The sequence below is a fragment of the Streptacidiphilus cavernicola genome, from assembly GCF_042510955.1.
Lineage (GTDB): Bacteria > Actinomycetota > Actinomycetes > Streptomycetales > Streptomycetaceae > Streptacidiphilus > Streptacidiphilus cavernicola.
On the sequence record NZ_JBHFAB010000021.1, the window covers coordinates 102,120 to 125,457 of the forward strand.

The window sequence follows — 23,338 nt, forward strand, 5'->3', positions numbered from 1 at the left end:
GGGCCGGATCGGTGATCCGTGGCCATGACGTGATCAGCCCGTAACCGCCGCCGCTCGGCTCAGCCGTGCGCGGCGACCAGGTCCAGTGCGCCGCGGAGCAGTTCGTCCTGGTCACCGGGGCGGCCCTGGTGCTCCAGCCAGTGGATCCGGGGGTCGCGGCGGAACCAGGACTCCTGCCGACGGGCGAAGCGCTTGGTGGCGCGGACGGTCTCCTCGCGCGCCTCCTGCTCACCGCACTCCCCCGCGAGCTGGCCCAGCGCCTGCTGGTAGCCGAGCGCCCGGGAGGCGGTGCGCCCCTCGCGCAGGCCCTGTCCGGCCAGCCGCTCGACCTCGTCCAGCAGCCCGGCCTCCCACATCAGGTCGACCCGCAGCGCGATCCTGCGGTCCAGCTCCGGCCGGGGCACCCGGACGCCGATCTGGACCGCGTCGTAGACCGACTCGTGGCCGGGCAGGTTGGCGGTGAAGGGCTTCCCGGTGATCTCCACGACCTCCAGTGCCCGGACGATCCTGCGGCCGTTGCCGGACAGGATGGCCGCGGCGGCGGGCGGGTCCAGCGCGGCCAGGCGGTCGTGCAGCGGACCGGGGCCGTGCTGCTCCAGCTCCTGCTCCAGTCGGGCCCGTACCGCCGGATCGGTGCCCGGGAACTCCAACTCGTCGATGGCGGCCCGCACGTAGAGCCCCGAGCCGCCGACCAGCACCGGAGTGCGGCCCTGCGCCAGCAGGGCGTCGACGACCTCGCGGGCCATCCGCTGGTACTCGGCCACGCTGGCGGCGACGGTGACGTCCCAGACGTCCAGCAGGTGATGCGGGATGCCCTGGCGCTCGGCCACGGTGAGCTTGGCGGTGCCGATGTCCATGCCCCGGTAGAGCTGCATGGAGTCGGTGTTGACCACCTCGCCGCCCAGCTCGCGGGCGAGCGCCACACCGAGGTCGGACTTGCCCGCGGCGGTGGCGCCGACCACGGCGATCACCCGCGGAGGAGTAGGACGCGGGGCGGCCGGGGAGGAGGCAAGAGGGCTGTTCACCGGCCCAGTCTCGCAAACTCCGGCGATGCGGGACGCACAAGGCGGTGAAGAATCGTACGCTATGAGTGATGATGGGCGGTTTGTCGGAATCCGCCCTCGTGCAACGAGGAGTCGTGATGGGTCTCTCTGACAGTCTCAAGGGCGCGCTCGACCAGGCCAAGGAGAAGGCCGGGGAGCTCGCGGGCAAGCACAACGCCCACATCGACCAGGGCCTGGACAAAGTCGGCGAGTTCGCGGACAAGGCCACCAAGGGCAAGTACAGCGACAAGATCAACTCGGGGCGCGACAAGGCCAAGGAGCGGATCGACGACATCGCCGCCGCACACGCGGACGGCCAGGACGGCCCGGCCGAGCCCCCGGCGTCCTGACCGGCCGTCGTCCGACCGAATCGGACGGCTGAGGGCCCGGACCGGCTGCGGCGGTCCGGGCCCTCAGCCCGCCCGGGTCCAGTCGGCGACGAAGTAGCCGACCCCGTACGGGGCGTCCTGGTAGTGCAGCCGGGCGTCCAGCGGGCCGGTCGCGGGATCGGCGGCGGCCCCCGCGAGCACCTGCCAGGGGGCCCGGCCGGAGGCCATCAGCTCGAACGCCAGCTCGTCGTCGAGACCGGCCAGCTCGCCGCCGGAGTCGGCGCCGGCCAGGCCGCGGGCGGCCACCGCGTCGAAGCCCTCGGCCCGCTCGTCCAGGTAGCCGGGGGCCTTCAGACCGCGCCGGGCGCTGCCCTCGCCGAGCACCAGCAGGCCGACCCGGTCGGCCGAACCGGCCAGCCGGACGCCGTTGGCGGCGCACAGCTCGGGCTCCAGGTAGTCGGGGACGGCGAGGCCCTTGGCCGGTCCTGCCCAGCCCGCGCGGTCGAGCAGCCAGGCGCCGACGCAGAGCGATCCGGGCAGCGGCTCGGCCGGGTCGCCCAGGCCGAGGGTGACCGCGAGGTCCACCCCGTACGGCGCGAAACTGCCGGTGCCGCCGTCCTCGAAGGCGCCGTGCTCGGCGCCGGGGCCGACCACCCAGAGCAGGTCAGGGGCGGCGGCGAGGACCGCGCGCAGTGCGGTGTCGCAGGCCTCGCGGAGGCCGTCCAGCTCGGGTGCGGCGCCCGAGGCCAACTCGGGGACGAGCAGCGGCGGGCAGGGGCAGACGGCGGCGGCGACCAGCATGCGGACGACCCTACCGGCAGCTCGGGGCGTCGGCGACGGGCAGCGGCGCGGGGACCCCGACACTCGGCAGACCCAGCATCACCCCGGCCGGCTTGGCGGGCTCGGCCTGCCGCTTCTCCCAGGCGTCCCCGGCCCTGGTCCGCCGGACGGCCGACGGAGCGCCCTCGGCGAGCAGGTGGTGCGGGGCGGCGTAGGTGATCTCCACCGTCACCATGTCCCCCGGGCGGACGCCCTCGGCGGGCTTGGTGAAGTGGACCAGGCGGCTGTCCGGGGCGCGGCCGGAGAGCCGGTCGGTGTGCTGGTCCTTGCGGCCCTCGCCTTCCGCGACCAGGACCTCCAGGGTCCGTCCCACCTGCTTCTTGTTCTCCTCCCAGGAGATCTCCTCCTGCAGCGCGACCAGCCGCAGGTAGCGCTCCTGGACCACGGCCTTGGGGAGCTGCCCCGCCATCTCGGCGGCCGGGGTGCCGGGCCGCTTGGAGTACTGGAAGGTGAACGCCTGGGCGAAGCGGGCCTCGCGGACCACGTGCAGGGTCTGCTGGAAGTCCTCCTCGGTCTCGCCGGGGAAGCCCACGATGATGTCGGTGGAGATGGCCGCGTCCGGCATCGCCGCGCGGACCTTCCCGATGATGCCGAGGTAGCGCTCCTGCCGGTACGAGCGCTTCATCGCCCGCAGCACGCTGTCCGAGCCGGACTGCAGCGGCATGTGCAGCTGGTGCATCACGTTCGGGGTCTCCGCCATCGCCGCGATCACGTCGTCGGTGAAGTCCTTGGGGTGCGGCGAGGTGAAGCGGACCCGCTCCAGGCCCTCGATCCCGCCGCAGGCGCGCAGCAGCTTGCCGAAGGCCTGCCGGTCGCCGATGTCCTGGCCGTAGGCGTTGACGTTCTGGCCGAGCAGGGTGACCTCGACCACGCCCTCCGCCACCAGCGCCTCGACCTCGGCCAGGATGTCGCCGCTGCGGCGGTCCTTCTCCTTGCCGCGCAGCGCCGGGACGATGCAGAAGGTGCAGGTGTTGTTGCAGCCGACCGAGATCGACACCCAGGCCGCGTAGGCGGACTCGCGCCTGGTCGGCAGGGTGGAGGGGAAGACCTCCAGCGACTCCAGGATCTCGACCTGGGCCTCCTCCTGCACCCGCGCGCGCTCCAGCAGCGCGGGGAGGTGGCCGATGTTGTGGGTGCCGAAGACCACGTCGACCCAGGGGGCCTTCTTCACGATGGTCTCGCGGTCCTTCTGCGCCAGGCAGCCGCCGACCGCGATCTGCATGCCGGGCTTGACCGCCTTGACCGAGGCGAGCTGGCCGAGGTTGCCGTAGAGGTGGTTGTCGGCCTTCTCGCGCACCGCGCAGGTGTTGAACACCACCACGTCGGCGTCGGCCCCGGAGGGGGCCTTGGCGTAGCCGGCCTGCTCCATCAGCCCGGACAGGCGCTCGGAGTCGTGCACGTTCATCTGGCAGCCGTGCGTGCGGATCTCATACGTCTTGGCGGCGGTCTTGGAAATTTCAGCGGTACCCACGCCCCCAAGAGTACGGGCTGGGCTGGCAGGATCACCCGCATGGCGGACAGCAGACGATGGCGCGGGCCCCTCGGCCGGGCCCCGGGGCGCACCCGGGACCCGGACGCACGGCAGGACGCGTCCGGCGGCCTGCCGGGAACGCTGCGCCGGGCGGCCCGGTCGCGGGCCGTCCGGGTGGCGACCGCGCTGGTGGTGCTGGGCGCGGCCGGGTTCGGCTGGTGGCTGGAGGCGCCGGGCGGGGTGTCCTACCCCAGGGGCGGCTACGGCCTCGCCACCGGCTCCAACGGCGGCGTCTACCAGCGCTACGGCGCGCTGCTGCGGCCGACCGTGGAGCGGGACCTGCCGGGGGTCACGCTGCGGCTCGACCCCACCGCCGGGGGGCCGGACAACCTGAGCCGGATCAGCGAGGGCAAGGACGCCTTCGGCATCGCCACGGCGGACGCGGTGGCCCACTTCCACGGCCCGGGGGCGACCCGGCTGCGCTCGCTGGGACGGCTCTACGACGACTACGTGCAGCTGATCGTGCCCTCGGACTCGTCCATCACCAGCGTCGCCGACCTGCGCGGCAAGCGGGTGGGGATCGGGCAGCAGGCGTCCGGGGTGGCCCTGATCGCGGAGCGGGTGCTGCAGGTGGCGCACCTGAGCGCGGCCGAGGGGGACCTGACCACGCTGCCGCTGGGCATCGACGTGGCCCCGAAGCAGCTGGCCGAGGGGAAGATCGACGCCTTCTTCTGGTCCGGCGGCCTGCCGACCGGCGGGGTGTCCGCGCTCACCGCCGAGAGCCATGTCCGGCTGGTGCAGCTGGGCGGGCTGGCGACGCAGATGGACGCGCTCGCCGCCAAGGAGGACAAGGGCGCGCAGAACACCCAGATCTACCGCACCTCCACGGTCCCGGCCAGCGCCTACCCGGACACCGTGCCGGACACCGCGGTCTCCACCCTCGCCGTGGCCAACCTGATGGTGACCAGGGACGACGTGCCGACCGGCCTGGTCGAGCGGGTCACCGCGGCGATCATCGACAGCCGGGACACGATCGGCCAGAAGGTGCACTCCGCCCAACTGGTGGACATCCGCTCGGCGATCTACACCGACCCGCTGCCACTGGCGGAGGGCGCCCGGCGCTACTACCGCTCGGTGAAACCGTGAGCCGCCCGGGGCGCGGCCGGGTCAGAACTCGCCGCGCACCAGGTCCCGCAGCGGCCCGGTGACCGCGGCGTCCAGCAGCTTGGTCGCCTCCAGCCGCATGGCGCGTGCGAGTTCGGCGTCCACCGCGGTCCGGGCCAGCGGGCGGAGCCGGCGGACAGTGCCGACCGCCTCGGCCGCCTCGGCGTCGGTGAGCTGGTGTCCCGCATAGCGGACGAAGATGTGGACGGCGCTGAACTCCACGAAACGGCGTGCCAGCCGGCCGATGTCCCGGCGGAGTTCCTCCAGGTGGGCGGTGACGGCGGGCAGCGGCACACCGAGGGCGTGCAGCTCGACCGCGACGTCCAGCAGGTCGGGGCTGGGCACCAGGAACTCCGGCGCCTCCACCCCGGCGCTCTCGGGCACCGGGACCAGCACGCCGAGCCGGACCGCGTCGGCGATGGCCTGCCGGTCCTCGACCCCGTGGAAGCGCTCGACCAGCTCGGCCCGGCCGAGCCGGACCGGCTCCACGTCGGTCCACGGGCCGGTCACCTCGGCGACCAGGCCGAGCACGCCGCCGAGGCCGGTGCCGCTCTCCCAGGCGTCCAGCAGCTCCTTGATCCCGGCCAGGGTGTGGCCGCGGTCCAGCAGTTGGGCTATCAGCCGGAGCCGCTCCAGGTGGACCTGCTGGTAGACGTTGGCCCGGCCGCGCCGGACGGCGGGCGGCAGCAGGCCGCGGTCCTGGTAGGACCGGACGTTGCGGACGGTGGTGCCCGCCGCACGGGCCAGATCGTCGATCCGCAGGTCGGCGCGGTCGTCCGCTCGCTGCGAAGGCACGGGAGGCTTCACGGCAGCCAATGTGTCAGTGACCCTTGGCAGGGTCAATCCCCGGCTCAACCGAGGGTCCGAAGAGTGAGACAAATCTTCTCAAGGAGAGAGACGTCCTCTAGAGTCGGCTGCATGTCCACCTATACGCATGGTTTCCACGCCGCGGTCCTGCGCTCGCACAGCTGGCGCACGGCGGCGAACTCCGCCGCCTACCTGCTGCCCGAACTGAAGCTCGGACTCGACCTGCTGGACGTCGGCTGCGGTCCCGGCACGATCACCGCGGACCTGGCCCTGGCGGTGGCCCCGGGCCGGGTGACCGCGATCGACAGCTCGGCCGAGGTGCTGGCCCAGGCCGAGCAGGCGGTGACCGGCGCGGGGGTGTCCGGCGCGGTGTTCGAGGTCGCCGACGTCCACGCGCTGCCCTACCCGGACGACTCCTTCGACGTGGTCCACGCGCACCAGGTGCTGCAGCACGTCGCCGACCCGGTCCAGGCACTGCGGGAGATGCGCAGGGTCTGCCGCCCCGGCGGCAGGGTCGCCGCCCGCGACTCCGACTACGCGGCCTTCACCTGGTTCCCCGCGGTCCCCGCGCTGGACGACTGGAACGCGCTGTACCACCAGGTCGCCCGCGGCAACGGCGGCGAGCCGGAGGCCGGGCGGATGCTGCGGTCCTGGGCCCGCGCGGCCGGATTCGAGCAGATCTCCTCCGGCTCCGGGACCTGGTGCTACGCCTCGGACGAGGAACGGGCCTGGTGGGGCGGGATGTGGGCGGAGCGGATCACCGACTCGGCGATCGCCCGGCAGGCGGTCGAACGCGGCCACGCCACCGAGGACGGGCTGCGCCGGATCGCGGAGGGGTGGCGCGCGTGGGCGGCCGACCCGGACGGCTGGTTCAGCGTGCTGCACGGCGAGGTGCTCTGCCGGGCCTGACGCCCCGGCACCGGGCGTGACTCCGCGCGGCGGCCGCTTCCGGCAGCGCGTTCCGAGACGGCGGCTCTGAGACGGCGGTTCTGCGGCGGCGGTTCTGCGGCGGCTTCCGGCGTGGCCGGTCAGCGTTTGCGGTCGGCCGGGTGCGCCGCGGGGACGGCGAGGGTGACGGTGAGGCCCCAGGGCTCGTTCGGGGTGAACTCCAACTCCCCGCCCGAGGCGGTGAGCAGGGTGCGGGCGATGGAGAGGCCGAGCCCCGAGCCGTCCACGTTCTGGTGCCGGGGGCTGCGCCAGAAGCGGTCGCCGATCCGCTCCAACTCCTCGGCGGTCAGGCCGGGTCCGGCGTCGGAGACGGCGACCGCGACCCGGTCCCCGGCCCGCGCCACGGCGACCCGTACCTGTTCGCCGGGCGGGGTGAACTTCAGCGCGTTGTCGATCACCGCGTCCAGCGCGCTGCCGAAGCCGACCGGATCGGCCAGGCCGACCGCGCCGGGCGCGGTCCGGCCGCTCTCCGGCTCCGGGGCGTCGGCCAGGACCAGGCCCACCCCGCGCTCCCGGGCCAGCGCGGACCAGCCCTCGACCCGGGCCCCGGCCAGCGCCGCCAGGTCCGTCGGCCGGGCGCCCTGGCCCGCGTGCTCGGCCACGGCCAGGCCGAGCAGGTCGTCCAGCACGGTGGCCAGCCGCCGGCCCTCGACCCGTACCCCGGTCAGCTCGCCCTCGTGGCCCTCGGGAAGCTCCATGCCCATCGCCTCGACCCGCAGCATCAGTGCCGCCAGCGGGTTGCGCAGCTGGTGCGAGGCGTCCGCGACAAAGGCCCGCTGCTGGTCCAGCACCTGTTCCACATGGTCCGCCATCTCGTTGAACGCCCGTGCCAGTCGCCGTAGTTCAGGCGGGCCGCCGGCCGGGGCGACCCGGGAGGCGAGCCGTCCGGTGGCGATGTCGTGGGTGACCTTGTCCAGGTCCTGGACCGGGCGCAGCACCCACCCGGTGAGCAGCACCGCCGCCGCGACCGCCACCAGCACCGCCGCCGCCTCGCCGCCCGCGAGCAGCAGCCAGCGGTGCAGGATGCGGGAGCCGAGCGGACCGGTCGGCGACTCGGTGACGACCACCGCGACCACGTCGCCGTCCCAGACCACCGGTGAGGCGACCACCAGCCGCTGGCCCCGCTGCCACGGCCAGGCCTGCGGCGGGTCGTGGCTGCGCCGCCCGTCCAGGGCCTCGGTGAACGGCTGGGCCGAGGCGCCGACGGCGGCGTCGGTCCAGCTCACCGGGTCGGCGGTGATCGGCTCGCCGTTGAGCCGGAACACCCCGACCCGGATGTCGTAGACCTCGTAGTAGCGCCTGACCTCGGTCTCCAGCGTGCGCAGCTGCTCGCCGGCCATCGGCCCGCCGGCCTGGCCCACCGGGTTCTGGGCCAGCGCGGCGAACCGCGCGGTGTCGTCGATCCGGTCCACCACCAGCCGCTGCTGCTCGGCCGCGGCCTCGCTGATCGCGAGCGGCAGGCCGAGGGCGACCAGGACACAGGCCATCAGGGCGAGCAGGATCCCGAGCAGTCGGGTGCGCATCAACCGCCCGCCGGGTCCGCGCCGTCGGGCAGGCAGCCGGCGTCCCTGGGGACCACCAGCCGGTAGCCGATCCCGCGGACCGTCTCGATCAGGGCGGGCACGGCCAGCTTGTGCCGCAGCGAGGCGACGTGCACCTCCAGGGTGCGCGCGGTGCCCTCCCAACTGCTGCGCCAGACCTCGCTGATGATCTGCTCGCGGCGGATCACCACACCGGGGTTCTGCGCGAGCAGCGCCAGCAGGTCGAACTCCTTGCGGGTCAGCGGCACGTCCCGGCCGCGGACCAGGGCGCGGCGGGCGGCGGCGTCCAGACGCAGGCCCCAGGAGCGGTCCAGCTCGTCGGCGGAGGCGTCGGCGGGACGCGGCCGGTCTCCGGGCGCGGTCGGCGCGGGGACCGCGCCGCGCCGGGCCACGGCGTGGATCCGGGCCAGCAGCTCGCCCATGTCGTAGGGCTTGACCACGTAGTCGTCCGCGCCCAGGTTCAGGCCGTGGATCCGCGAGTTGATGTCGGACCGGGCGGTGACCATGATCACCGGGATGCCGCCGCGGCGGCGGATCTGCCCGCACACCTCGAAGCCGTCCCGGTCCGGCAGGCCCAGGTCGAGCAGCACCACCCGGTACGGGCCGCGGCCGTCCGGCACCAGGGCGTCCAGCGCCTCGTTGCCGGTGCGGGCGTGCCGGACCTCGAAGCCGTGCTTGCTCAGCACGGTGACCAGGGCGGCAGCCACATGGTCGTCGTCCTCGACGAGGAGCAGGCGCACGGTGCTCTCCCTCTCCTGGTTCCGGCCGCGGTCCGGCCGGTTCCGGACGCGCCTGATGAGTGCACCTCATCCCGGTTGCGCCCTCCCGGTCAAGGGCTGTCCCGCTGAGCGGACGTTCCGTTACCGAGATGCGACGAGCCGGGCGGCCCGATTTTGTACACCGGCTACCTCAAATCCCCCTCAGATCCCTGAAAGACCCTCCTCATCAGGCATATCGTCTGTCCGGAGAACCACGAACCACACAACCGCGAACCACGCAAGGGGGCCCGACCGTGCCGGACGGCGTGCAGCGGGCCGGCGGCACCGGGAGCCTGCTCTCGCTGCGCGGCGTCAGCCGGCGCAACGGCCTGGTGCAGGTACTGAACGGGATCGACCTCGACCTGCCCGGCGGGCAGGTCACCGTGCTGCTCGGCCCGTCCGGCGCGGGCAAGACCGTGCTCTGCCGGGCCGTCGACGGCAGCGAGCGGATCGACTCCGGCAGCATCACCCTCGACGGCATCCCGCTGCGGCGACGGCGCCGCTTCGGGCGCGGCGACGGGCGCGGCGGCATCGCCCCGGTGGCCGAGCCGGGAAGCCTGCCGGCCCACCGCACGGTCCTGCGGAACGTCGCCGCAGGACGCGGGAACGGCTCGCCCTGGCGCTGGCGGCCGGGCCGTGCGCACGAGGAACTGCGGGCCCCGGCGCTGCTGGCGCGGGTCGGCGCGGCCGACTACGCCGCGCACTTCCCCTGGGAACTGCCCGTGGAGCTGCGGCAGCGGGTGGCCATCGCCCGCGCCCTGGCCTCCGCGCCCGCGGTGCTGCTGGTCGACCTCCCCACGGCAGCCGCAGCGCCGCAGACGCCGCCCGTGGCGACCTCGCCGCCCGTGGCGTCCGCACCGCACGCCCCGCAGACGCCCGCGCTGCCCGCGCTGCCCGCGCTGCTGCGCGGGATCGCCGCGGACGGGCTGGCGGTGCTGGTCACCACCGGCGATCCAGGGTTCGCCCGGACCGCCGCGGACCGGGTGGTGTTCATGGAGGGCGGCCGGATCATCGAGCAGGGGGCGCCCGAGGAGTTCTTCACCACCCCGCGCACCGCCCGCGCCCGCGCCTTCCTCTCCACCACCGCGACCGGCTGACCCGCCGCGGGGCGCGTCCGGGGCGCGCACGCCCGGGGTCGCGCGCCCACCGGTGACGCCACGAACCGGCGTACACCTGACGCTGCTTGACGATGCACCAGGCAATCTGTTGCAGTGACCTCTATGACTGGCCGAGCCCGCACCGGGCGCCCGACCGCGTCCGGCGTACGGCCGCGGGTCGGCCCGAGGGCCGGAAGAACCAACAGAGGGGCGAGTGTGGACCCCGTCATCATCGTCGGCGCGGGTCCGGTCGGCCTGGCCCTGGCCCTCGCGCTGGCCCGGCACCAGGTCCCCTCCGTGGTCCTGGACGACGGGGCCGGGGTCTCCCCCGAGGGCCCCCGTTCCACCGTGCTGCGGGCCGACACCACCGAGTTCCTGGCCCGGCTCGGCTACACCAGGGTCTCCGCCGACGGCCGCGGCTGGAGCTCCTGGCGCACCCTGCGGCGCGGTCGCGAACTGCTGCACCTGCCGCTGCCCGAGGACGAACTGCTGCACCTGGCCCAGCACCGGCTGCAGCGCGGGCTGCGCGACGCGGTCTCGGCCGCCCCGCTGATCCAGCTGGTGCACGACTCGGTGGTCACCGAGGTCGAGCAGGACGCCGACGGGGTCAGCGTGCACACCGCCAGGACCTGGTGGCGCGGCAGCCACCTGGTCGGCTGCGACGGCCCCAGGTCGGTCGTCCGCAAGCAGCTCCAGCTGCGCTTTCCCGGCCGCGCGGCGGCGGACCACTACGCCGTCGCCACGGTCAGGGTCGACCTGCCGTTCCCCGGCGAGGCCCGGCTGCACCGGGACGCCCCGCAGCCGCAGACCGGCCGCGGCGGCAGCCGCGAGGTCACCGCTCGCCCGCTGCCGGACGGCGTCTGGCGCTTCGACTGGCGGCTGCCGGTGGGCCGGGACGCGCTCACCCCGGACGCGCTGGTCGACCAGCTGCGGGCCACCCTGGCCGGCTGGCACGACGGCGCCGTCCCCCCGTACGAGCTGGTCACCAGCGCCGACTACGTGGTGCAGCAGCGGCTGGCCACCCGGTTCCAGGTGGGCCGGGTCTTCCTCGCCGGGGACGCCGCCCACCTGCTCGGCTCGCTCGGCATGCAGAACCTGGACGAGGGCCTGCGCGACGCCGACAACCTGGCCTGGAAGCTCGCCCTGGTCTGGCACAACTGCGCCACCGAGCGGCTGCTGACGACCTACCAGCTGGAGCGGCGCGGCTCGGTGATCGCCCGGCTGCGCGCCGTGGACCAGGCCATGCCGCTGCTCCAGCCGAGCACCCCGCTGCTGGAGGCCCGGCGCAGCGTGCTCTCCGGCTCGCTGCGCCGCAACGCCACCCTGCTGTCGGACGGGACGCTCGGCCGGGGCCGCCTCGGCGCGGCCCCCGCCTACCCGACGCCGTCCGCGCCCGGCCGGTCCGCGTCCGCCCGGCCCTCGTTCAGCCCGGCGCTGTCGCCGACCAGCCCCGGGGTGCTGGTCCCGGACGTCCCGGTGGTCACCACCGACGGCAGCCAGGACCGGCTCCGGGCCCGGCTCGGCCGGGGCTTCCTGGTGGTGCTGGTCGCCCCCGGCACCACCGTCTGGGCAGTGGAGCACTGGCTCGGGGCCGGACTGATGCCGCAGCTCACCGAGGCCACCCGGGCGCTGCCGCTGCCGGCCGAGCTGCTGGTCACCGAGGCCTACCCGTCGGCCACCCCGCACACCGTGCTGCTGATCCGGCCGGACGGGCACCTGGTCGCCGCGGTGCACGGCTGCCGCCCCGACGACCTGTGGACCCTGGCCGACCGGGCCAGGGGCGGCTCGGCCGAGCTGCCGACCCCGCGCGGCCGGGGCGCGGCCGGGGCAGGAGAGCGCGTTCCAGCGGACCGGGCCAGGGCTTGACGGGCGCTTGAACCGGCCGTCCACCAGCCGGTCTGACGGCTGCTCAGTCTTGACGATCAACGGACCCCGTGCTTCACTGACGCCCATGCGGCAGCAGTACAGGAGGCTTCGGCCCCTCGGAGTTTCGGCTGAGAGCCCGGGTGTCGCCCCCCGGGACGTCGGAACGCTGCCCTCCTGCGAGACCACCGGCGTGCGCCTGGTGCGCCGTGCCCACCTGGACCTGGTCCGGTACCTGGGCGCGGTCTGTACACCCGGCTAGCAGCCGTCCTGCCCCAGCCCTAGCACCACCCCAGCGGCCCGATCCGCTCCCCGGCGTACCCTCGGCGCTCCGTGCGCGCGGGTCCGCCCTCCCCTGCTTTCGCGTACCCGCGCAACGACGCGCGGGTTGTTCGCGTACCCGGTCGTCAGCACACCCCTGAGGATGCCCCGTGTCGATCACCAGTGCCCCCGCCCGTTCCCCGAGGAGGTCCTCCTCCCCCGCCCCCACCCTCGCCGAGCTGCTCGCCTTCGCCCGGGAGACCGCCGCCGACCCCGAGGTGCTGGCGCAGCTCGCGATCAACCCGGAGGAGCGCACCTGGGTGCGGCTCCAGGGCCCGAAGGGCAGCGAGGCCTGGCTGATCGGCTGGCCGCCCGGGTCGGAGACCGGCTGGCACGACCACGGCGGGTCGAGCGGCGCGTTCGTCACCGCCAGCGGCGAGCTGAGCGAACTGTCGCTGGGGCTGCCGATCCCGACCGCGGGGTGGCGCAGCCTGGAGCTGATGGAGGGGGTCGACCGGCAGCGCAGCCTTCCGGCCGGACGCGGGCGGTCCTTCGGCCCGCACCATGTGCACCAGGTGATCAACCCCTCGGAGGAGCAGGTCGCGGTGTCCGTGCACTGCTACTACCCGCCGCTGCCGATGCAGCGGCGCTACGCCCGCTCCGGCCACACCCTGCGGCTGGCCCTGGTCGAGGGACCCGAGCAGTGGTGACCTCGGCGGCGGTTCCCGGGCCTGCTCCCGTTCCCGCGCCGGGGCTCGGGATCGACGAGCTGCTGGAACAGGAGCGCGGCCACCTCGACCGGCTGACCCCGCGGCAGGCGGCGGACGCCGCGGCGGCCGGGGACGCACTGCTGGTGGACATCCGCTATGCCGCGCTGCGGGACCAGGACGGGATCGTGCCGGGCGCGCTGGTGGTGGAACGCAACGAGCTGGAGTGGCGGCTCGACCCGCGCTCGGCGCACCGGCTGCCGGAGGCGACCGGGCACGGCGTCCGGGTGGTGGTGCTGTGCAACGAGGGCTACGCCTCCAGCCTGGCCGCACGGTCGCTGCAGGCGCTGGGCCTGCACCGGGCGACCGACCTGATCGGCGGCTTCCAGGCCTGGGCTGCGGCGGGCCTGCCGGTACAACGCCCCGCGGGCTGGACACCCGCAACGGACCAGCCGGGAGCCTGACCCGGCGGGACCCCTGTCGCGGTGGAGTCAGCGGCGAGGTGCGGGCCTGGCGGCGGGCTCAGCGGCGGAGCCCCAGCACGGCGTGGCCACCGGCCAAGCCCCGGCGCAGCCGGGCCAGCAGCGGGGTCACCGGTGGAGCCCCGGCGCAGCCGGTCAGCGGGCGAACTCGGTGGCTCGGCTCTCGCGGATCACGGTGATCCGGATCTGGCCCGGATAGGTCAGCTCCTCCTCGACCTGCTTGGCCACGTCCCTGGCGATCACCTGCGCCTGCAGGTCGTCCACCGCCTCGGGCAGGACCATCACCCGGACCTCCCGCCCGGCCTGCATCGCGAACACCTTGTGCACTCCCTCGTGCCGCCGGGCTATCGCCTCCAGCCGCTCCAGCCTGCGGGCGAACAGCTCCACCGACTCCCGGCGCGCGCCGGGCCTCCCGCCGGAGCAGGCGTCCGCCGCCTGGGTCAGCACCGCCTCGACGGTCTGCGGGTCGACCTCGCCGTGGTGCGCCTCTATCGCGTGGACCACCTCGTCGGCCTCGCCGTAGCGCCGCGCCAGCTCCGCGCCGATCAGCGCGTGACTGCCCTCCACCTCATGGGTCAGTGCCTTGCCCACGTCGTGCAGCAGGGTGCAACGTTTCACCAGGACCGGATCGACCCGCAGCTCCGCGGCCATGATCCCGGCGATGTGCGCCGACTCCACCAGGTGTCCGAGCACGTTCTGGCCGTAGGAGGTGCGGTAGCGCAACCGGCCGAGCAGGCGCAGCAGTTCGGGGTGCATCTCGCCGACGCCGACCTCGGCCAGCGCGTCCTCGGCGGCGCGGGCGCAGAGCCGCTCCACCTCGACCTGGCTGCGCTCGTACTCCTCCTCGATCCGCATCGGGTGGATCCGGCCGTCGGCGACCAGGGCCTCCAGGGTGAGCCGGCCGACCTCCCGGCGGACCGGGTCGAAGCAGGAGAGCAGCACCGTGGCGGGGGTGTCGTCGATCACCAGGTTCACCCCGGTCACCGACTCGAACGAGCGGATGTTGCGGCCCTCGCGGCCGATGATCCGGCCCTTCATCTCGTCCCCGGGCAGCCGGACCACCGCGACCACCGAGTCCGCGGTCTGCTCGGCCGCGATCCGCTGGACCGCTGTGGCGACGATCTCCCTGGCCCGCGCCTCGCCCTCGCTCCGGGCCCGGCGCTCGATCTCCCGGACCGTCCGCACCGCCTCGCGCTTGGCCTGCTCCTCGGCGGCCCTGACGATCTCGGTCCTGGCCTGGGCCGCGGTCAGGCCCGCGGTGCGCTCCAGCGCCAGCCGCTGCTCGGTTTCCGCCAGCACGGCCTGGGCACGGATCTCCTCACGCTGCCTGGCCAGCACGGCCTGGGTCTCGGCGGCCTCGACCGCGCAGCCGTGCAGTCGGCGCTGCTCCTCGTCGAGGCGGCCTTCGCGCTCGGCGCTGCGCGACTCCCGGCGCTCCCACTCGTCCCGCAACCGGGCCAATTCCTCCCGGCCGCGCCGGAACTGGGCGCGTGACGCCAGCGCCAATCCTGCCAGGACCAGACCCGCCACCACGAAAAGCGCGATCTCCATCGGTCCTCCCCTGCAGGCGATAGGGCCGTTCGGGGTGCGCCGCTAGCGATCCCTCACTGCATGTGAGGCTAAGACCAGGTTACGAAACGGTCAAGATAGCGATCGAACCTGACTGTTCATCATCAGCCCATTCACATCTCCTCCTTGACTTCTTGCCCCTACCTTCACTCTCAGTCCTCCCAGAAGTCCCCGCCCGGTTCGTCTGCTCCGTCCCCCGCGCGCTCGGCGTCCAGCGCCTCCCGGACCACCCGCAGGGCCAGGCCCTCCGGATAGCCGCGCCGGGCCAGCATCCCGGCCAGCCGACGGAGCCGGACCTGCCGGTCCAGGCCGCTGGTCGAACGCAGCTTGCGCCGGACCAGCTCCCGGGCCGTGTCGGTCTCCTGCTCCGGGTCGAGCCGCTGCACCGCCTCGGCCACCACGGCGTGGTCGACGCCCCGGCTGCGCAGCTCCATCGCCAGCGCGCGGCGGGCCAGGCCGCGCCCGCGGTGACGGGACTCCACCCAGGCGTCGGCGAAGGCGGCGTCGTCGATCAGCCCGACCTCCTCGAAGCGGGAGAGCACCTCCTCGGCGGCCTCGTCCGGGATCTCGCGCTTGCGCATCGCGTCGGCGAGCTGCTTGCGGGTCTTCGACGAGCCGGTGAGCAGGCGCAGGCACAGCGCCTTGGCCTGGACCACCGGATCCCTCGGCTCCTCCGGAGCCTGCTCGCGCGGCTCCCCTGCCGACCGGGGCCGACGCCCGGGCCCGGGCTCAGGGTCCGAATCCGGGTCGAGCTCCAGGTCAAAGCCCTGCTCAAGGCCGGAGCCCGGCTCGGGGTCGGCGGGGAGGAGGTCGACCCCCTCCCCGCCGACGCCGTTGACCGACCAGTCGAGCGGCCCCCAGGCCTCGCGTTCGGGCACGGTTTCCGGTGGCACGGTCAGGACTTGGCCGCAGCGGCCACCGGCTCCGGTGTCACCGGGGCGGCCGGGGCCGGCACGGTCACCGCGGGCTCCGCCGGAGCCGCCGCGGCGGCGGCGGCCTTCTCCGCCCTGGCCTTGCTGGCCTTGGTGGTCACCGACTTCACCACCGGGGTGATCTCCTTGACCGCGGGCGCGGCGCCCTCGACCTTGCGCGGCCCGACGCCGAGCTTCTCCTTGATCTTGTTCTCGATCTCGTCCGCCAGCTCCGGGTTGTCGCGGAGGAAGTTGCGGGCGTTCTCCTTGCCCTGGCCGAGCTGGTCGCCCTCGTAGGTGTACCAGGCGCCGGCCTTGCGCACGAAGCCCTGCTCCACGCCCATGTCGATCAGGCCGCCCTCGCGGCTGATGCCCTGGCCGTAGATGATGTCGAACTCGGCCTGCTTGAACGGCGAGGCCACCTTGTTCTTGACCACCTTGACCCGGGTCCGGTTGCCGACCGCCTCGGTGCCGTCCTTCAGCGTCTCGATCCGGCGGATGTCCAGCCGGACCGAGGCGTAGAACTTCAGCGCCCGGCCACCGGTGGTGGTCTCCGGCGAGCCGAACATCACGCCGACCTTCTCGCGGAGCTGGTTGATGAAGATCGCGGTGGTCTTGGACTGGTTCAGCGCGCCGGTGATCTTGCGCAGCGCCTGGCTCATCAGCCGGGCCTGCAGGCCGACGTGGGAGTCGCCCATCTCGCCCTCGATCTCGGCGCGGGGCACCAGCGCCGCCACCGAGTCGATCACGATCAGGTCGACCGCGCCGGAGCGGATCAGCATGTCGGTGATCTCCAGCGCCTGCTCGCCGGTGTCCGGCTGGGAGATCAGCAGGTTCTCGATGTCCACGCCGAGCTTCTTGGCGTAGTCGGGGTCGAGCGCGTGCTCGGCGTCGATGAAGGCGACGATGCCGCCGGCCTTCTGCGCGTTCGCCACCGCGTGCAGGGTGAGCGTGGTCTTGCCGGAGGACTCCGGCCCGTACACCTCGACCACCCGGCCGCGCGGCAGGCCGCCGACGCCGAGGGCGATGTCCAGCGCGATCGAGCCGGTCGGGATGACCTCGATCGGGGCGCGGACCTCGTCGCCGAGGCGCATGACGGAGCCCTTGCCGAACTGCCGTTCAATCTGGGCGAGCGCGGTCTCGAGGGCCCGCTCGCGGTCATTCGCTGCCATGGATTCCGTCCTGGGGGTCTGTGCTGAGCGCTTCATCACCGAAGACGCTAGCGCGCACCACTGACAATCGGACGCCGTCCGGACCGAAGGCTGTGGATAACCCGCCGCATCCCACTATAGAGAACATCAGTTCGATAGTGTGCTCAGCGCGCCGACGCGGGCACGTCCATCGCGGAGCACACCGCCCGCCACACCTCCTTGGCGTCCCACCCGGCCTCCAGGGCCTGGTGCACGGTCCGGCCGCCCAGCTCGGTCATCACGTGGTCCCGCGCGAAGCTGTCCGCGTACACCGCCCCGAAGTGGGCGTTCATCCTGTTCCAGAACTCCGTCAGCCGCATGGCACCCAGTATCACGCGCCGTCAGAGCAGTCGGACCAGCGCGGTGACGACCACCGCGACCAGCACCACCGCCAGGAACGGCGCCCGGCACCAGAGCGCCGCCCCGGCGGCGGCGAGGCCGGCCGCCCTCGGGTCCACCCCGAGCCCGTGCACGCCGTGGCCGAAGGTCTGCAGCGCGGTCAGCGCGGCCAGCAGGGCGACCGGCGCGAGCGCGGCGAACCGCCGTACCGCGGGCCGGTCCAGCAGCCCGGCCGGGACCGAGAGCCCCAGCAGTTTGCAGAGGTAGCAGCCGGCGGCGGTGAGCAGCACCGCGCTCCAGACGCTCACGCCCCGTCACCGCCCTTCCCGGCCCCGCCCTTACGGGCCCGGCCCAGCAGCGCGACCGCCGGCACGGCCAGGACCGCGAGCAGCACCGGCACCCCGGCCGGGAGCAGCGGGACGGCGGCCAGCGCGAGCAGCGCGCCCAGCAGCGCGACCGAGCGCTCCTCGCCGCCCTCGCGCAGCCGGGGCCACAGCAGGGCCAGGAACACCGCGGGCCCGGCCGCGTCCAGGCCGTAGCGGGACGGGTCGCCGAGCGCGCCCGCGCCCAGCGCGCCGCCGAGCGTGGACAGGTTCCAGACCAGGTAGAGGCTGCCCCCGGTGACCCCGAACCCGATCCGGGCGGAGCGCTGGTCCGGCTGCACCAGGGTGACCGCCGTGGTCTCGTCGATCACGATCTGCGCGGCGAACGGCCGCAGTCGGCGCGGGAGTCGCAGCCGGGGGCCGAGCCGCAGCCCGTAGAGGCAGTTGCGGACGCCGAGGAACAGCGCCCCGGCGACGGCCGCGAGCGGGGCGGCCCCGGCGGCGAGTGCTCCGACCAGCGCGAACTGCGAGGCGCCGGTGAAGACCAGCAAGCTGAGCGCGCAGGTCTGCCAGAGCGTCAGGTGCGCGGTGGCCCCGGCGATGCCGAAGGCGAGGCCGGACGCGCCCACGGCCAGCCCGACCCCGAGCGCGTCACGCACCACGGCGGCGTCGGGGCGGGCCCGCGCTGCGGCCGTCGCCGGGTCAGCGGCTCGGCCGGAGGTCGGGACGGGGCCCGGGGCGGAGTCCGCCCGGTGCGGTGCTGTCATCCGGCCATGCTGGCGCAGTCGCCGGCACCGGGTCTTGTACGTTCTTGCGACCGCTGCGGTACGCGCCCGGCGGCACCCCGACGATCCGTCGGAAGTGCCGGGTGAGGTGGGCCTGGTCCACGAAGCCGACCGCGGCGGCCACCTCGGCCGGCATCGCGCCCGCGTCCAGCAGCCTGCGGGCCGTGTTGACCCGGCGCTGGGTGAGCCAGGCGTGCGGCGGCAGCCCGTAGGCTGCGCGGAAGGCCCGGAGCAGCGGGAACGGGGCCGAGCCGACCAGCGCGGCGAGCCGCTCCAGGGTCGGCGGGTCGGTGAGGTCGGCGGCGATCAGGTCGCGGGCCCTGCGGGCGGCCTCGCGGCCGGCCGCGGCCGGGGGCGCGTCCGGGCCGCGGGCGCTGGTGTGCAGCCGGACCGCGCGGGCCAGGGTGAGCCGGAGCAGGGTGCTGGCGGCGAGGCCCTGGTTCTGCCCGGCGGCCAGGTGCACCCGGCAGACCAGCCGGGACAGCTCGTCGTCCACGGCGACGGCCGCGCGGAAGGCGGGGGTGCCGCCCGGGGCGCCGATCTCCGCGGCGACCTGGGCGACACTGGCTGTGCTCGGGTAGAGCACCTGGTAGGACCAGCCGCCGGGGTGCCCGGCGTGGCCGGTGTGCAGGGTGTCCGGGTCGACCAGGGCGAGGCTGCCCGCGACCGCGGTCTCCACCGTGCCGCGGTGGTGGAACGACTCGACGCCCTCGGTGATCGCGGCGATCACATAGCCGTCGTGGGTGTGCTTGCCGAAGTTGTGCCGGACGTAGTGGGCGTCCAGCAGGTCGACCTCGGGCAGAGCCGGATGGGTCCAGTAGTACGCGCGTTCCTCGGTCATGGCGGCCTCCCGTGCGCCCATCCTCGCACCCCGCCCCGGTCCGGCGCGGGGTCAGTCCACCGGGGCGTTCTCCGCCCCGGCGAGCGCGCTCTCGTGCAGGTCGCTGCGCCGGATCAGGGCGAAGGCGATCAGCGCGGCGACGGCGGCGACCGCGCCGCAGTAGAGCAGCACCTGGTCGAGGCCGTGCACGAACGCGGTCCTGGCGGCCTCGGCGACCGGCTGGGCGACGCCGCTGGGCAGGGTGCGGGCGAGCTGGTCGCCGGCGCCCGCCGCGACGCCTTGGCCGAAGGTGTGCGCCTGCGGGCCCAGCGCGCTGCCGGCCGGGGAGGCGGCGAAGGCGGCGACCACCCGGTGCTGGAACAGGGCGCCGAAGCCGGCGATCCCGATGGCGATCCCGACCTGCTGGAAGGTCTCGCCCATCCCGGCCGCCATCCCGGCGCGTCCCGGTTCGACCACGGCGATGGACAGCGAGGCCCGGGGCGGGTTGAACATGCCCATCCCGGCGCCGGTCACCAGCATGCTGGGCAGCAGCGCGGTCCAGGAGCTGTGCACGTCGACCAGGGCGACCAGGCCGAGACCGACTGCCATCAGCGAGAGCGCGGTGCCGACCAGGATCCGCGGCGGGACCGCGACGGTGAGGCTGCCGGTGACCGCGGCGACCACGAACAGGGTCAGCGTCATCGGCAGGAACCGCAGCCCGGCCGCCCAGGGCGAGTAGCCGAGCACGTTCTGCACGTAGGAGACCTGGAGGAAGATCGCCGACATCCCGGCCGCGTTGCCGAGCAGGGTGGCGGCGGAGACGCCGTTGAAGGTCCGGATCCGGAACAGCGACAGGTCGAGCATCGCGTCGGCCCCGGCCCGCCGTTCGACCCGCACGAACAGCGCCAGCAGCAGCACCGAGCCGGCGAACATGCCGAGGATCGGCGGGCTGGTCCAGCCCTCCGCCTCGCCCCGCAGGAAGCCCAGCACCAGCAGGGTCAGCGCGGCCGAGAACACCGCCAGGCCGGGCCAGTCCACCCGGTGCGCGCCCGGTTCGGTGGACTCGCGCAGCCGCAGCAGACCGAGGACCATGGCGGCGATCCCGATCGGCACATTGACCAGGAAGATCCAGCGCCAGCTGAGCCCGTCGGTGAGGCCGCCGCCGATCAGCGGGCCGAAGGCGATGGCCAGGCCGGCCACCCCGCCGAAGACGCCGAAGGCGGTGGCCCGGTCCTTGCCGCGGAACTCCTGGCCGAGCAGCGCCGGGCCGACCGCGAACAGCACGGCCGCGCCGACGCCCTGGGCGCCGCGGGCGAGGTTGAGTGCCAGGATGCCGGGCGCGGCCCCGGCCGCCAGCGAGGCGAGGGTGAAGATCGCGAATCCGGCCGTGAACACCCGCTTGCGGCCGAGCCGGTCGGCCAGCGAGCCGCCGGTGAGCAGGAAGACCGCGAGGGTGAGGGCGTAGGCGTCGAGCACCCACTGCAGGTCGGAGAAGCCGGCGTGCAGCGAGGTGCGCAGGTCGGGCAGCGCGACGTTCACCACGGTGAGGTCGAGCATCAGCATGAAGGTGGCGATCGAGACGATCCCGAGGGTCCACCAGCGGTGGGCGCCGGGCGCCGGATCGGCGGCGGTCCCGTCCGGAACGGAGGCGGTTTCGACGACGGCAGACATGGCTGTCCCCTAGGCGAAGGCTTAAATGCGAGCGATTGCTCGCTTTCTCTGGCTGACAATACGAGTCTTTGCTCGCATTAGTCAACGCACCTAGACTTGGGGCGGATCAGCACAACGGAGGCAGGGATGGCACAGCAGGCAGCGGCCGCACCGAAGCGGCGGCAGGCGCGGGGCGAGCGGCGGATGGCCGAACTGCTCGACGCCGCCGGGCAGGTGTTCGCCGAGTCCGGCTACTCCGCCACCACCACCAACGCCATCGCCGCCAGGGCCGGGGTCTCCCCCGGCACGCTGTACCAGTACTTCCCCAACAAGGACGCCATGGCCGACGCCCTGGCCGGCCGGTTCGCCGAGCAGCTGGTCGAGTTGCGGGGCCTGCTCGCGGTCCCGGACCCGGCCGCGCTGCCGCTGGACGAGCTGCTCCCCCGGGTGCTCCGGCCGATACTCCGGTTCCACCGGGAGAACCCGGCCTGCCCGGTGCTGTTCATGGGCCCCGGCATCCCGCAGCGTCTGGCCGACATGCACGAGCCGCTGCACGCCTCGATGCTGGCCGGGGTGGCCGACCTGATCCGCCTGCTGGCGCCGGGACTGCCCGAGGCCGACCTGCGCCGCGCCGCCGAGGTCTCGGTCTACCTGTTCAAGGGCTCGCTGCCGCTGGTCATCGGCGCCTCGCCGGAGGAGCTGCCGGCCATGGAGGACGAGATCGTCCGGGCGCTGCTGGCCTACTTCCGCGACGTGGTCGGGAGCCCCGGCGGCAGCTGAGCGGCGCGCTCAACGGTCCGTCAGCGGGAGCTCCACCAGCCCGTAGCCGTAGTACGCCGCCCCTGGGCAGCCCGCGCCGCCGACCCGTCCGGACGGGCAGTCCTCGGGCAGCGCGTCCCGTTCCAGCCGCTGGGCCAGCTCCGCGCCGGTGTCGCCGGGGTGCCGGGCGGCCTCCACCGCGGCGGCGCCGCTGACCGCGGCGGCCGACATCGACGTCCCGGCCAGGGCCGCGTAACCGCCGCCCGGCCAGTCGGAGACCACGGCCTGGGCCGGCCCGCCGTCCGGGTCGCCGCCGGGGCCGGCCAACTGCACTTGGCCCTTGCCCCAGTTGGAGTAGCCGGACAGGCTGCCGTCGGCGTCCACCGCGCTGACGTCCAGCACGCCGGGCAGGCCGCCGGGCAGCCGGATGCAGTCCGGGCCGAGCCGCCTGCTGAGCGGCGGGGCGCCCACCACCCGGTCGTTGGGGCTGCGGTCGTCGGTCCGCGCACCGGCCAGGTCCTGGGCGTCGTTCCCGGCCGAGGCGACCACCAGGGCGCCCTTCCGCTGCGCGTAGGCGACCGCGCGGCCGACCGCGACGGTGAGCGCGGCCTGGTCCGGGTCGTTCGGGCAGTTGTACTTCCAGGGGTCGGCGAAGTAGCTGTCGTTGATCACCCGGGCGCCGTGGTCGGCCGCCCAGAGGAAGCCGCAGACCATGTTCTCGGTGTAGTACTGCCCGGCCGATCCGAGCAGCCGGACGGCCGCGATCCGCGCGCCGGGGGCCACTCCGGCCACCCCGTCGCCGACCCGGTCCGCCGCGATGATGCCGCTGACGTGCGTCCCGTGGCCGCTCTCGCCCACGTCGGGGTCCGGCCGCCAGGCGCCGGGGGTGGGGTCGGGGACGCCGGTGGCGCAGGAGGCGGAGCGGGCCGGATCGACGGCGGTGCGCAGGTCCGGGTGGGTGTCGTCGACCCCGGAGTCGAGCACCGCGACCACCACGTCCTTCAGCGCCGGCAGCCGGGCGCCCGCGGCGGGGCCCATCATCCGCAGGTTCCACTGGGCCCGGCCGCCCGGGTCGGGCGCGGGCGGGGTGTCGTCCTCGGCGCGGGACTCCGGCGCGGCCTGGGCGGGCCGGGCGTCCTGCCCCGGCACCCGGGCCGCCGCGGCCGGGACCGCCGCGCCCGCGGCGTCGGCGTCCGAGCCGGAGTCGCTCATCGGCGCGGTCCTGGTCGCGCCGACCGCGGCCACATCGGGGGCACTGCGGGCCAGTCCGGCGAATCCCGCGTCCGAGCTGTACGCCAGCACCGTGCCGATCTGCGGGTACGCGTGCACCACCCGTCCGCCCGCCTGCCGCACCGCGTCCTCGGCGGCCGGCACCCCGCCGGGCCCGTCCACCCGGCCCACCACCAGGTAACTGAGCGTCAGCGCGGACGCGCCGCTGTCGAACGGCACCTCGCCGCCGAGCAGCAGCGCCGCCAGGCCCAGGACCACGCCGCAGCGCAGCACCAGTCCGGAGCGGCCAGGACCGGAACCCGCACTGGTCGTCCGCCGCACCGATGCCTCCACCGCTCGGAAAGCCTCCGCCCAGGGATGGATACGGAAGTATTCATACGATATGAGTGGATTTCTGATCACGCCTGCGCGGACTCCTCCGGACCCGCCCGGACCCGCTCCCGCGGACTTG

Annotated in this window: 22 protein-coding genes and 1 pseudogene; 8 read left to right on the plus strand and 15 right to left on the minus strand. The window is 74.5% G+C overall.

Annotated features, from left to right (window positions below):
- Nucleotides 1-59: 59 nt before the first annotated feature.
- Complete coding sequence (gene miaA, locus ACEZDE_RS25075; RefSeq protein WP_380540028.1) at nt 60-1,025, minus strand: tRNA (adenosine(37)-N6)-dimethylallyltransferase MiaA; 966 nt, start codon at nt 1,023-1,025, stop codon at nt 60-62.
- A 116-nt stretch (nt 1,026-1,141) separates the two neighbouring features.
- Between miaA and ACEZDE_RS25080 the strand changes: the two genes are divergently transcribed.
- Entirely contained in the window at nt 1,142-1,393 is a 252-nt protein-coding gene (locus ACEZDE_RS25080) for an antitoxin (protein WP_380540031.1), read from the plus strand.
- Nucleotides 1,394-1,456: 63 nt separating this feature from the next.
- On the opposite strand, the gene ACEZDE_RS25085 is transcribed toward ACEZDE_RS25080, so the two are convergent.
- Entirely contained in the window at nt 1,457-2,173 is a 717-nt protein-coding gene (locus ACEZDE_RS25085) for a class III extradiol dioxygenase subunit B-like domain-containing protein (protein ID WP_380540034.1), read from the minus strand.
- A gap of 10 nt (nt 2,174-2,183) precedes the next feature.
- A complete protein-coding gene (gene miaB, locus ACEZDE_RS25090) occupies nt 2,184-3,683 on the minus strand; it encodes a tRNA (N6-isopentenyl adenosine(37)-C2)-methylthiotransferase MiaB (protein WP_380540037.1) in 1,500 nt (499 codons plus the stop codon).
- A 39-nt stretch (nt 3,684-3,722) separates the two neighbouring features.
- On the opposite strand from miaB, the gene ACEZDE_RS25095 reads away from it, so the two are divergent.
- On the plus strand, nt 3,723-4,829 hold the full coding sequence (locus tag ACEZDE_RS25095) for a TAXI family TRAP transporter solute-binding subunit (RefSeq protein WP_380540040.1): 1,107 nt from the start codon (nt 3,723-3,725) through the stop codon (nt 4,827-4,829).
- Between the two features lie 72 nt (nt 4,830-4,901).
- Here the strand turns inward: ACEZDE_RS25095 and ACEZDE_RS25100 are convergent.
- A pseudogene (locus tag ACEZDE_RS25100) lies at nt 4,902-5,642 on the minus strand (MerR family transcriptional regulator); the annotation flags it as partial.
- A gap of 123 nt (nt 5,643-5,765) precedes the next feature.
- Here ACEZDE_RS25100 and ACEZDE_RS25105 point away from each other — a divergent pair.
- The gene (locus ACEZDE_RS25105) at nt 5,766-6,563 is read left to right on the plus strand and encodes a methyltransferase domain-containing protein (protein WP_380540043.1); all 798 of its coding nucleotides are present in this window, start codon (nt 5,766-5,768) and stop codon (nt 6,561-6,563) included.
- Nucleotides 6,564-6,682: 119 nt separating this feature from the next.
- Here ACEZDE_RS25105 and ACEZDE_RS25110 read toward each other — a convergent pair whose 3' ends face one another.
- Together ACEZDE_RS25110 and ACEZDE_RS25115 are read right to left on the minus strand one after the other, a co-directional pair.
- Nucleotides 6,683-8,125, minus strand: a complete 1,443-nt coding sequence (locus ACEZDE_RS25110; RefSeq protein ID WP_380540046.1) for a sensor histidine kinase — start codon at nt 8,123-8,125, stop codon at nt 6,683-6,685.
- Nucleotides 8,125-8,883 carry a response regulator transcription factor gene (locus ACEZDE_RS25115; protein ID WP_380540049.1) on the minus strand — a complete coding sequence of 253 codons (759 nt, stop codon included), beginning with the start codon at nt 8,881-8,883 and terminating at the stop codon, nt 8,125-8,127. The genes ACEZDE_RS25110 and ACEZDE_RS25115 overlap by 1 nt, the downstream gene beginning before the upstream one ends.
- Before the next feature lie 272 nt (nt 8,884-9,155).
- Here ACEZDE_RS25115 and ACEZDE_RS25120 point away from each other — a divergent pair, with 272 nt between their 5' ends.
- From ACEZDE_RS25120 to ACEZDE_RS25135, 4 genes are all read left to right on the plus strand, one after another.
- Complete coding sequence (locus tag ACEZDE_RS25120) at nt 9,156-9,998, plus strand: ATP-binding cassette domain-containing protein (RefSeq protein ID WP_380540052.1); 843 nt, start codon at nt 9,156-9,158, stop codon at nt 9,996-9,998.
- 216 nt (nt 9,999-10,214) lie between these two features.
- Nucleotides 10,215-11,864, plus strand: a complete 1,650-nt coding sequence (locus tag ACEZDE_RS25125) for an FAD-dependent monooxygenase (RefSeq protein WP_380540055.1) — start codon at nt 10,215-10,217, stop codon at nt 11,862-11,864.
- Between the two features lie 428 nt (nt 11,865-12,292).
- Nucleotides 12,293-12,832, plus strand: coding sequence for a cysteine dioxygenase (locus tag ACEZDE_RS25130; RefSeq protein WP_380540058.1), 540 nt, complete (start codon nt 12,293-12,295; stop codon nt 12,830-12,832).
- Nucleotides 12,826-13,293 carry a rhodanese-like domain-containing protein gene (locus ACEZDE_RS25135; RefSeq protein WP_380540061.1) on the plus strand — a complete coding sequence of 156 codons (468 nt, stop codon included), beginning with the start codon at nt 12,826-12,828 and terminating at the stop codon, nt 13,291-13,293. The genes ACEZDE_RS25130 and ACEZDE_RS25135 overlap by 7 nt, the downstream gene beginning before the upstream one ends.
- 153 nt (nt 13,294-13,446) lie before the next feature.
- On the opposite strand, the gene rny is transcribed toward ACEZDE_RS25135, so the two are convergent.
- From rny to ACEZDE_RS25175, 8 genes are all read right to left on the minus strand, one after another.
- A complete protein-coding gene (gene rny, locus ACEZDE_RS25140) occupies nt 13,447-14,862 on the minus strand; it encodes a ribonuclease Y (protein ID WP_380540064.1) in 1,416 nt (471 codons plus the stop codon).
- A 170-nt stretch (nt 14,863-15,032) separates the two neighbouring features.
- The gene (gene recX / locus ACEZDE_RS25145; protein WP_380540154.1) at nt 15,033-15,758 is read right to left on the minus strand and encodes a recombination regulator RecX; all 726 of its coding nucleotides are present in this window, start codon (nt 15,756-15,758) and stop codon (nt 15,033-15,035) included.
- Between the two features lie 17 nt (nt 15,759-15,775).
- Nucleotides 15,776-16,963 carry a recombinase RecA gene (gene recA / locus ACEZDE_RS25150; protein ID WP_380540067.1) on the minus strand — a complete coding sequence of 396 codons (1,188 nt, stop codon included), beginning with the start codon at nt 16,961-16,963 and terminating at the stop codon, nt 15,776-15,778.
- Nucleotides 16,964-17,106: 143 nt separating this feature from the next.
- Nucleotides 17,107-17,301, minus strand: a complete 195-nt coding sequence (locus ACEZDE_RS25155; RefSeq protein ID WP_380540070.1) for a DUF3046 domain-containing protein — start codon at nt 17,299-17,301, stop codon at nt 17,107-17,109.
- A 21-nt stretch (nt 17,302-17,322) separates the two neighbouring features.
- On the minus strand, nt 17,323-17,628 hold the full coding sequence (locus ACEZDE_RS25160; protein WP_380540073.1) for an AzlD domain-containing protein: 306 nt from the start codon (nt 17,626-17,628) through the stop codon (nt 17,323-17,325).
- Nucleotides 17,625-18,410, minus strand: a complete 786-nt coding sequence (locus ACEZDE_RS25165; RefSeq protein ID WP_380540076.1) for an AzlC family ABC transporter permease — start codon at nt 18,408-18,410, stop codon at nt 17,625-17,627. The genes ACEZDE_RS25160 and ACEZDE_RS25165 overlap by 4 nt, the downstream gene beginning before the upstream one ends.
- On the minus strand, nt 18,346-19,269 hold the full coding sequence (locus ACEZDE_RS25170; RefSeq protein ID WP_380540079.1) for a helix-turn-helix transcriptional regulator: 924 nt from the start codon (nt 19,267-19,269) through the stop codon (nt 18,346-18,348). Before ACEZDE_RS25170 ends, ACEZDE_RS25165 begins: the two co-directional genes overlap by 65 nt.
- Nucleotides 19,270-19,320: 51 nt before the next feature.
- Nucleotides 19,321-20,919, minus strand: a complete 1,599-nt coding sequence (locus ACEZDE_RS25175) for an MFS transporter (RefSeq protein WP_380540082.1) — start codon at nt 20,917-20,919, stop codon at nt 19,321-19,323.
- A 126-nt stretch (nt 20,920-21,045) separates the two neighbouring features.
- Between ACEZDE_RS25175 and ACEZDE_RS25180 the strand changes: the two genes are divergently transcribed.
- Nucleotides 21,046-21,678 carry a TetR/AcrR family transcriptional regulator gene (locus ACEZDE_RS25180; protein WP_380540085.1) on the plus strand — a complete coding sequence of 211 codons (633 nt, stop codon included), beginning with the start codon at nt 21,046-21,048 and terminating at the stop codon, nt 21,676-21,678.
- A 9-nt stretch (nt 21,679-21,687) separates the two neighbouring features.
- Here ACEZDE_RS25180 and ACEZDE_RS25185 read toward each other — a convergent pair whose 3' ends face one another.
- On the minus strand, nt 21,688-23,208 hold the full coding sequence (locus ACEZDE_RS25185) for a S8 family serine peptidase (RefSeq protein ID WP_380540088.1): 1,521 nt from the start codon (nt 23,206-23,208) through the stop codon (nt 21,688-21,690).
- Nucleotides 23,209-23,338: the final 130 nt, after the last annotated feature.

Bases quoted from the DNA above. Each gene is read 5' to 3' on its own strand.
- rny (WP_380540064.1), bottom strand. From the start codon at position 14,862: ATGGAGATCGCGCTTTTCGTGGTGGCGGGTCTGGTCCTGGCAGGATTG.
- ACEZDE_RS25165 (WP_380540076.1), bottom strand. From the start codon at position 18,410: ATGACAGCACCGCACCGGGCGGACTCCGCCCCGGGCCCCGTCCCGACC.
- recA (WP_380540067.1), bottom strand. From the start codon at position 16,963: ATGGCAGCGAATGACCGCGAGCGGGCCCTCGAGACCGCGCTCGCCCAG.
- ACEZDE_RS25080 (WP_380540031.1), top strand. From the start codon at position 1,142: ATGGGTCTCTCTGACAGTCTCAAGGGCGCGCTCGACCAGGCCAAGGAG.
- ACEZDE_RS25105 (WP_380540043.1), top strand. From the start codon at position 5,766: ATGTCCACCTATACGCATGGTTTCCACGCCGCGGTCCTGCGCTCGCAC.
- ACEZDE_RS25085 (WP_380540034.1), bottom strand. From the start codon at position 2,173: ATGCTGGTCGCCGCCGCCGTCTGCCCCTGCCCGCCGCTGCTCGTCCCC.
- ACEZDE_RS25175 (WP_380540082.1), bottom strand. From the start codon at position 20,919: ATGTCTGCCGTCGTCGAAACCGCCTCCGTTCCGGACGGGACCGCCGCC.
- ACEZDE_RS25095 (WP_380540040.1), top strand. From the start codon at position 3,723: ATGGCGGACAGCAGACGATGGCGCGGGCCCCTCGGCCGGGCCCCGGGG.
- ACEZDE_RS25155 (WP_380540070.1), bottom strand. From the start codon at position 17,301: ATGCGGCTGACGGAGTTCTGGAACAGGATGAACGCCCACTTCGGGGCG.
- ACEZDE_RS25180 (WP_380540085.1), top strand. From the start codon at position 21,046: ATGGCACAGCAGGCAGCGGCCGCACCGAAGCGGCGGCAGGCGCGGGGC.
- ACEZDE_RS25170 (WP_380540079.1), bottom strand. From the start codon at position 19,269: ATGACCGAGGAACGCGCGTACTACTGGACCCATCCGGCTCTGCCCGAG.
- ACEZDE_RS25110 (WP_380540046.1), bottom strand. From the start codon at position 8,125: ATGCGCACCCGACTGCTCGGGATCCTGCTCGCCCTGATGGCCTGTGTC.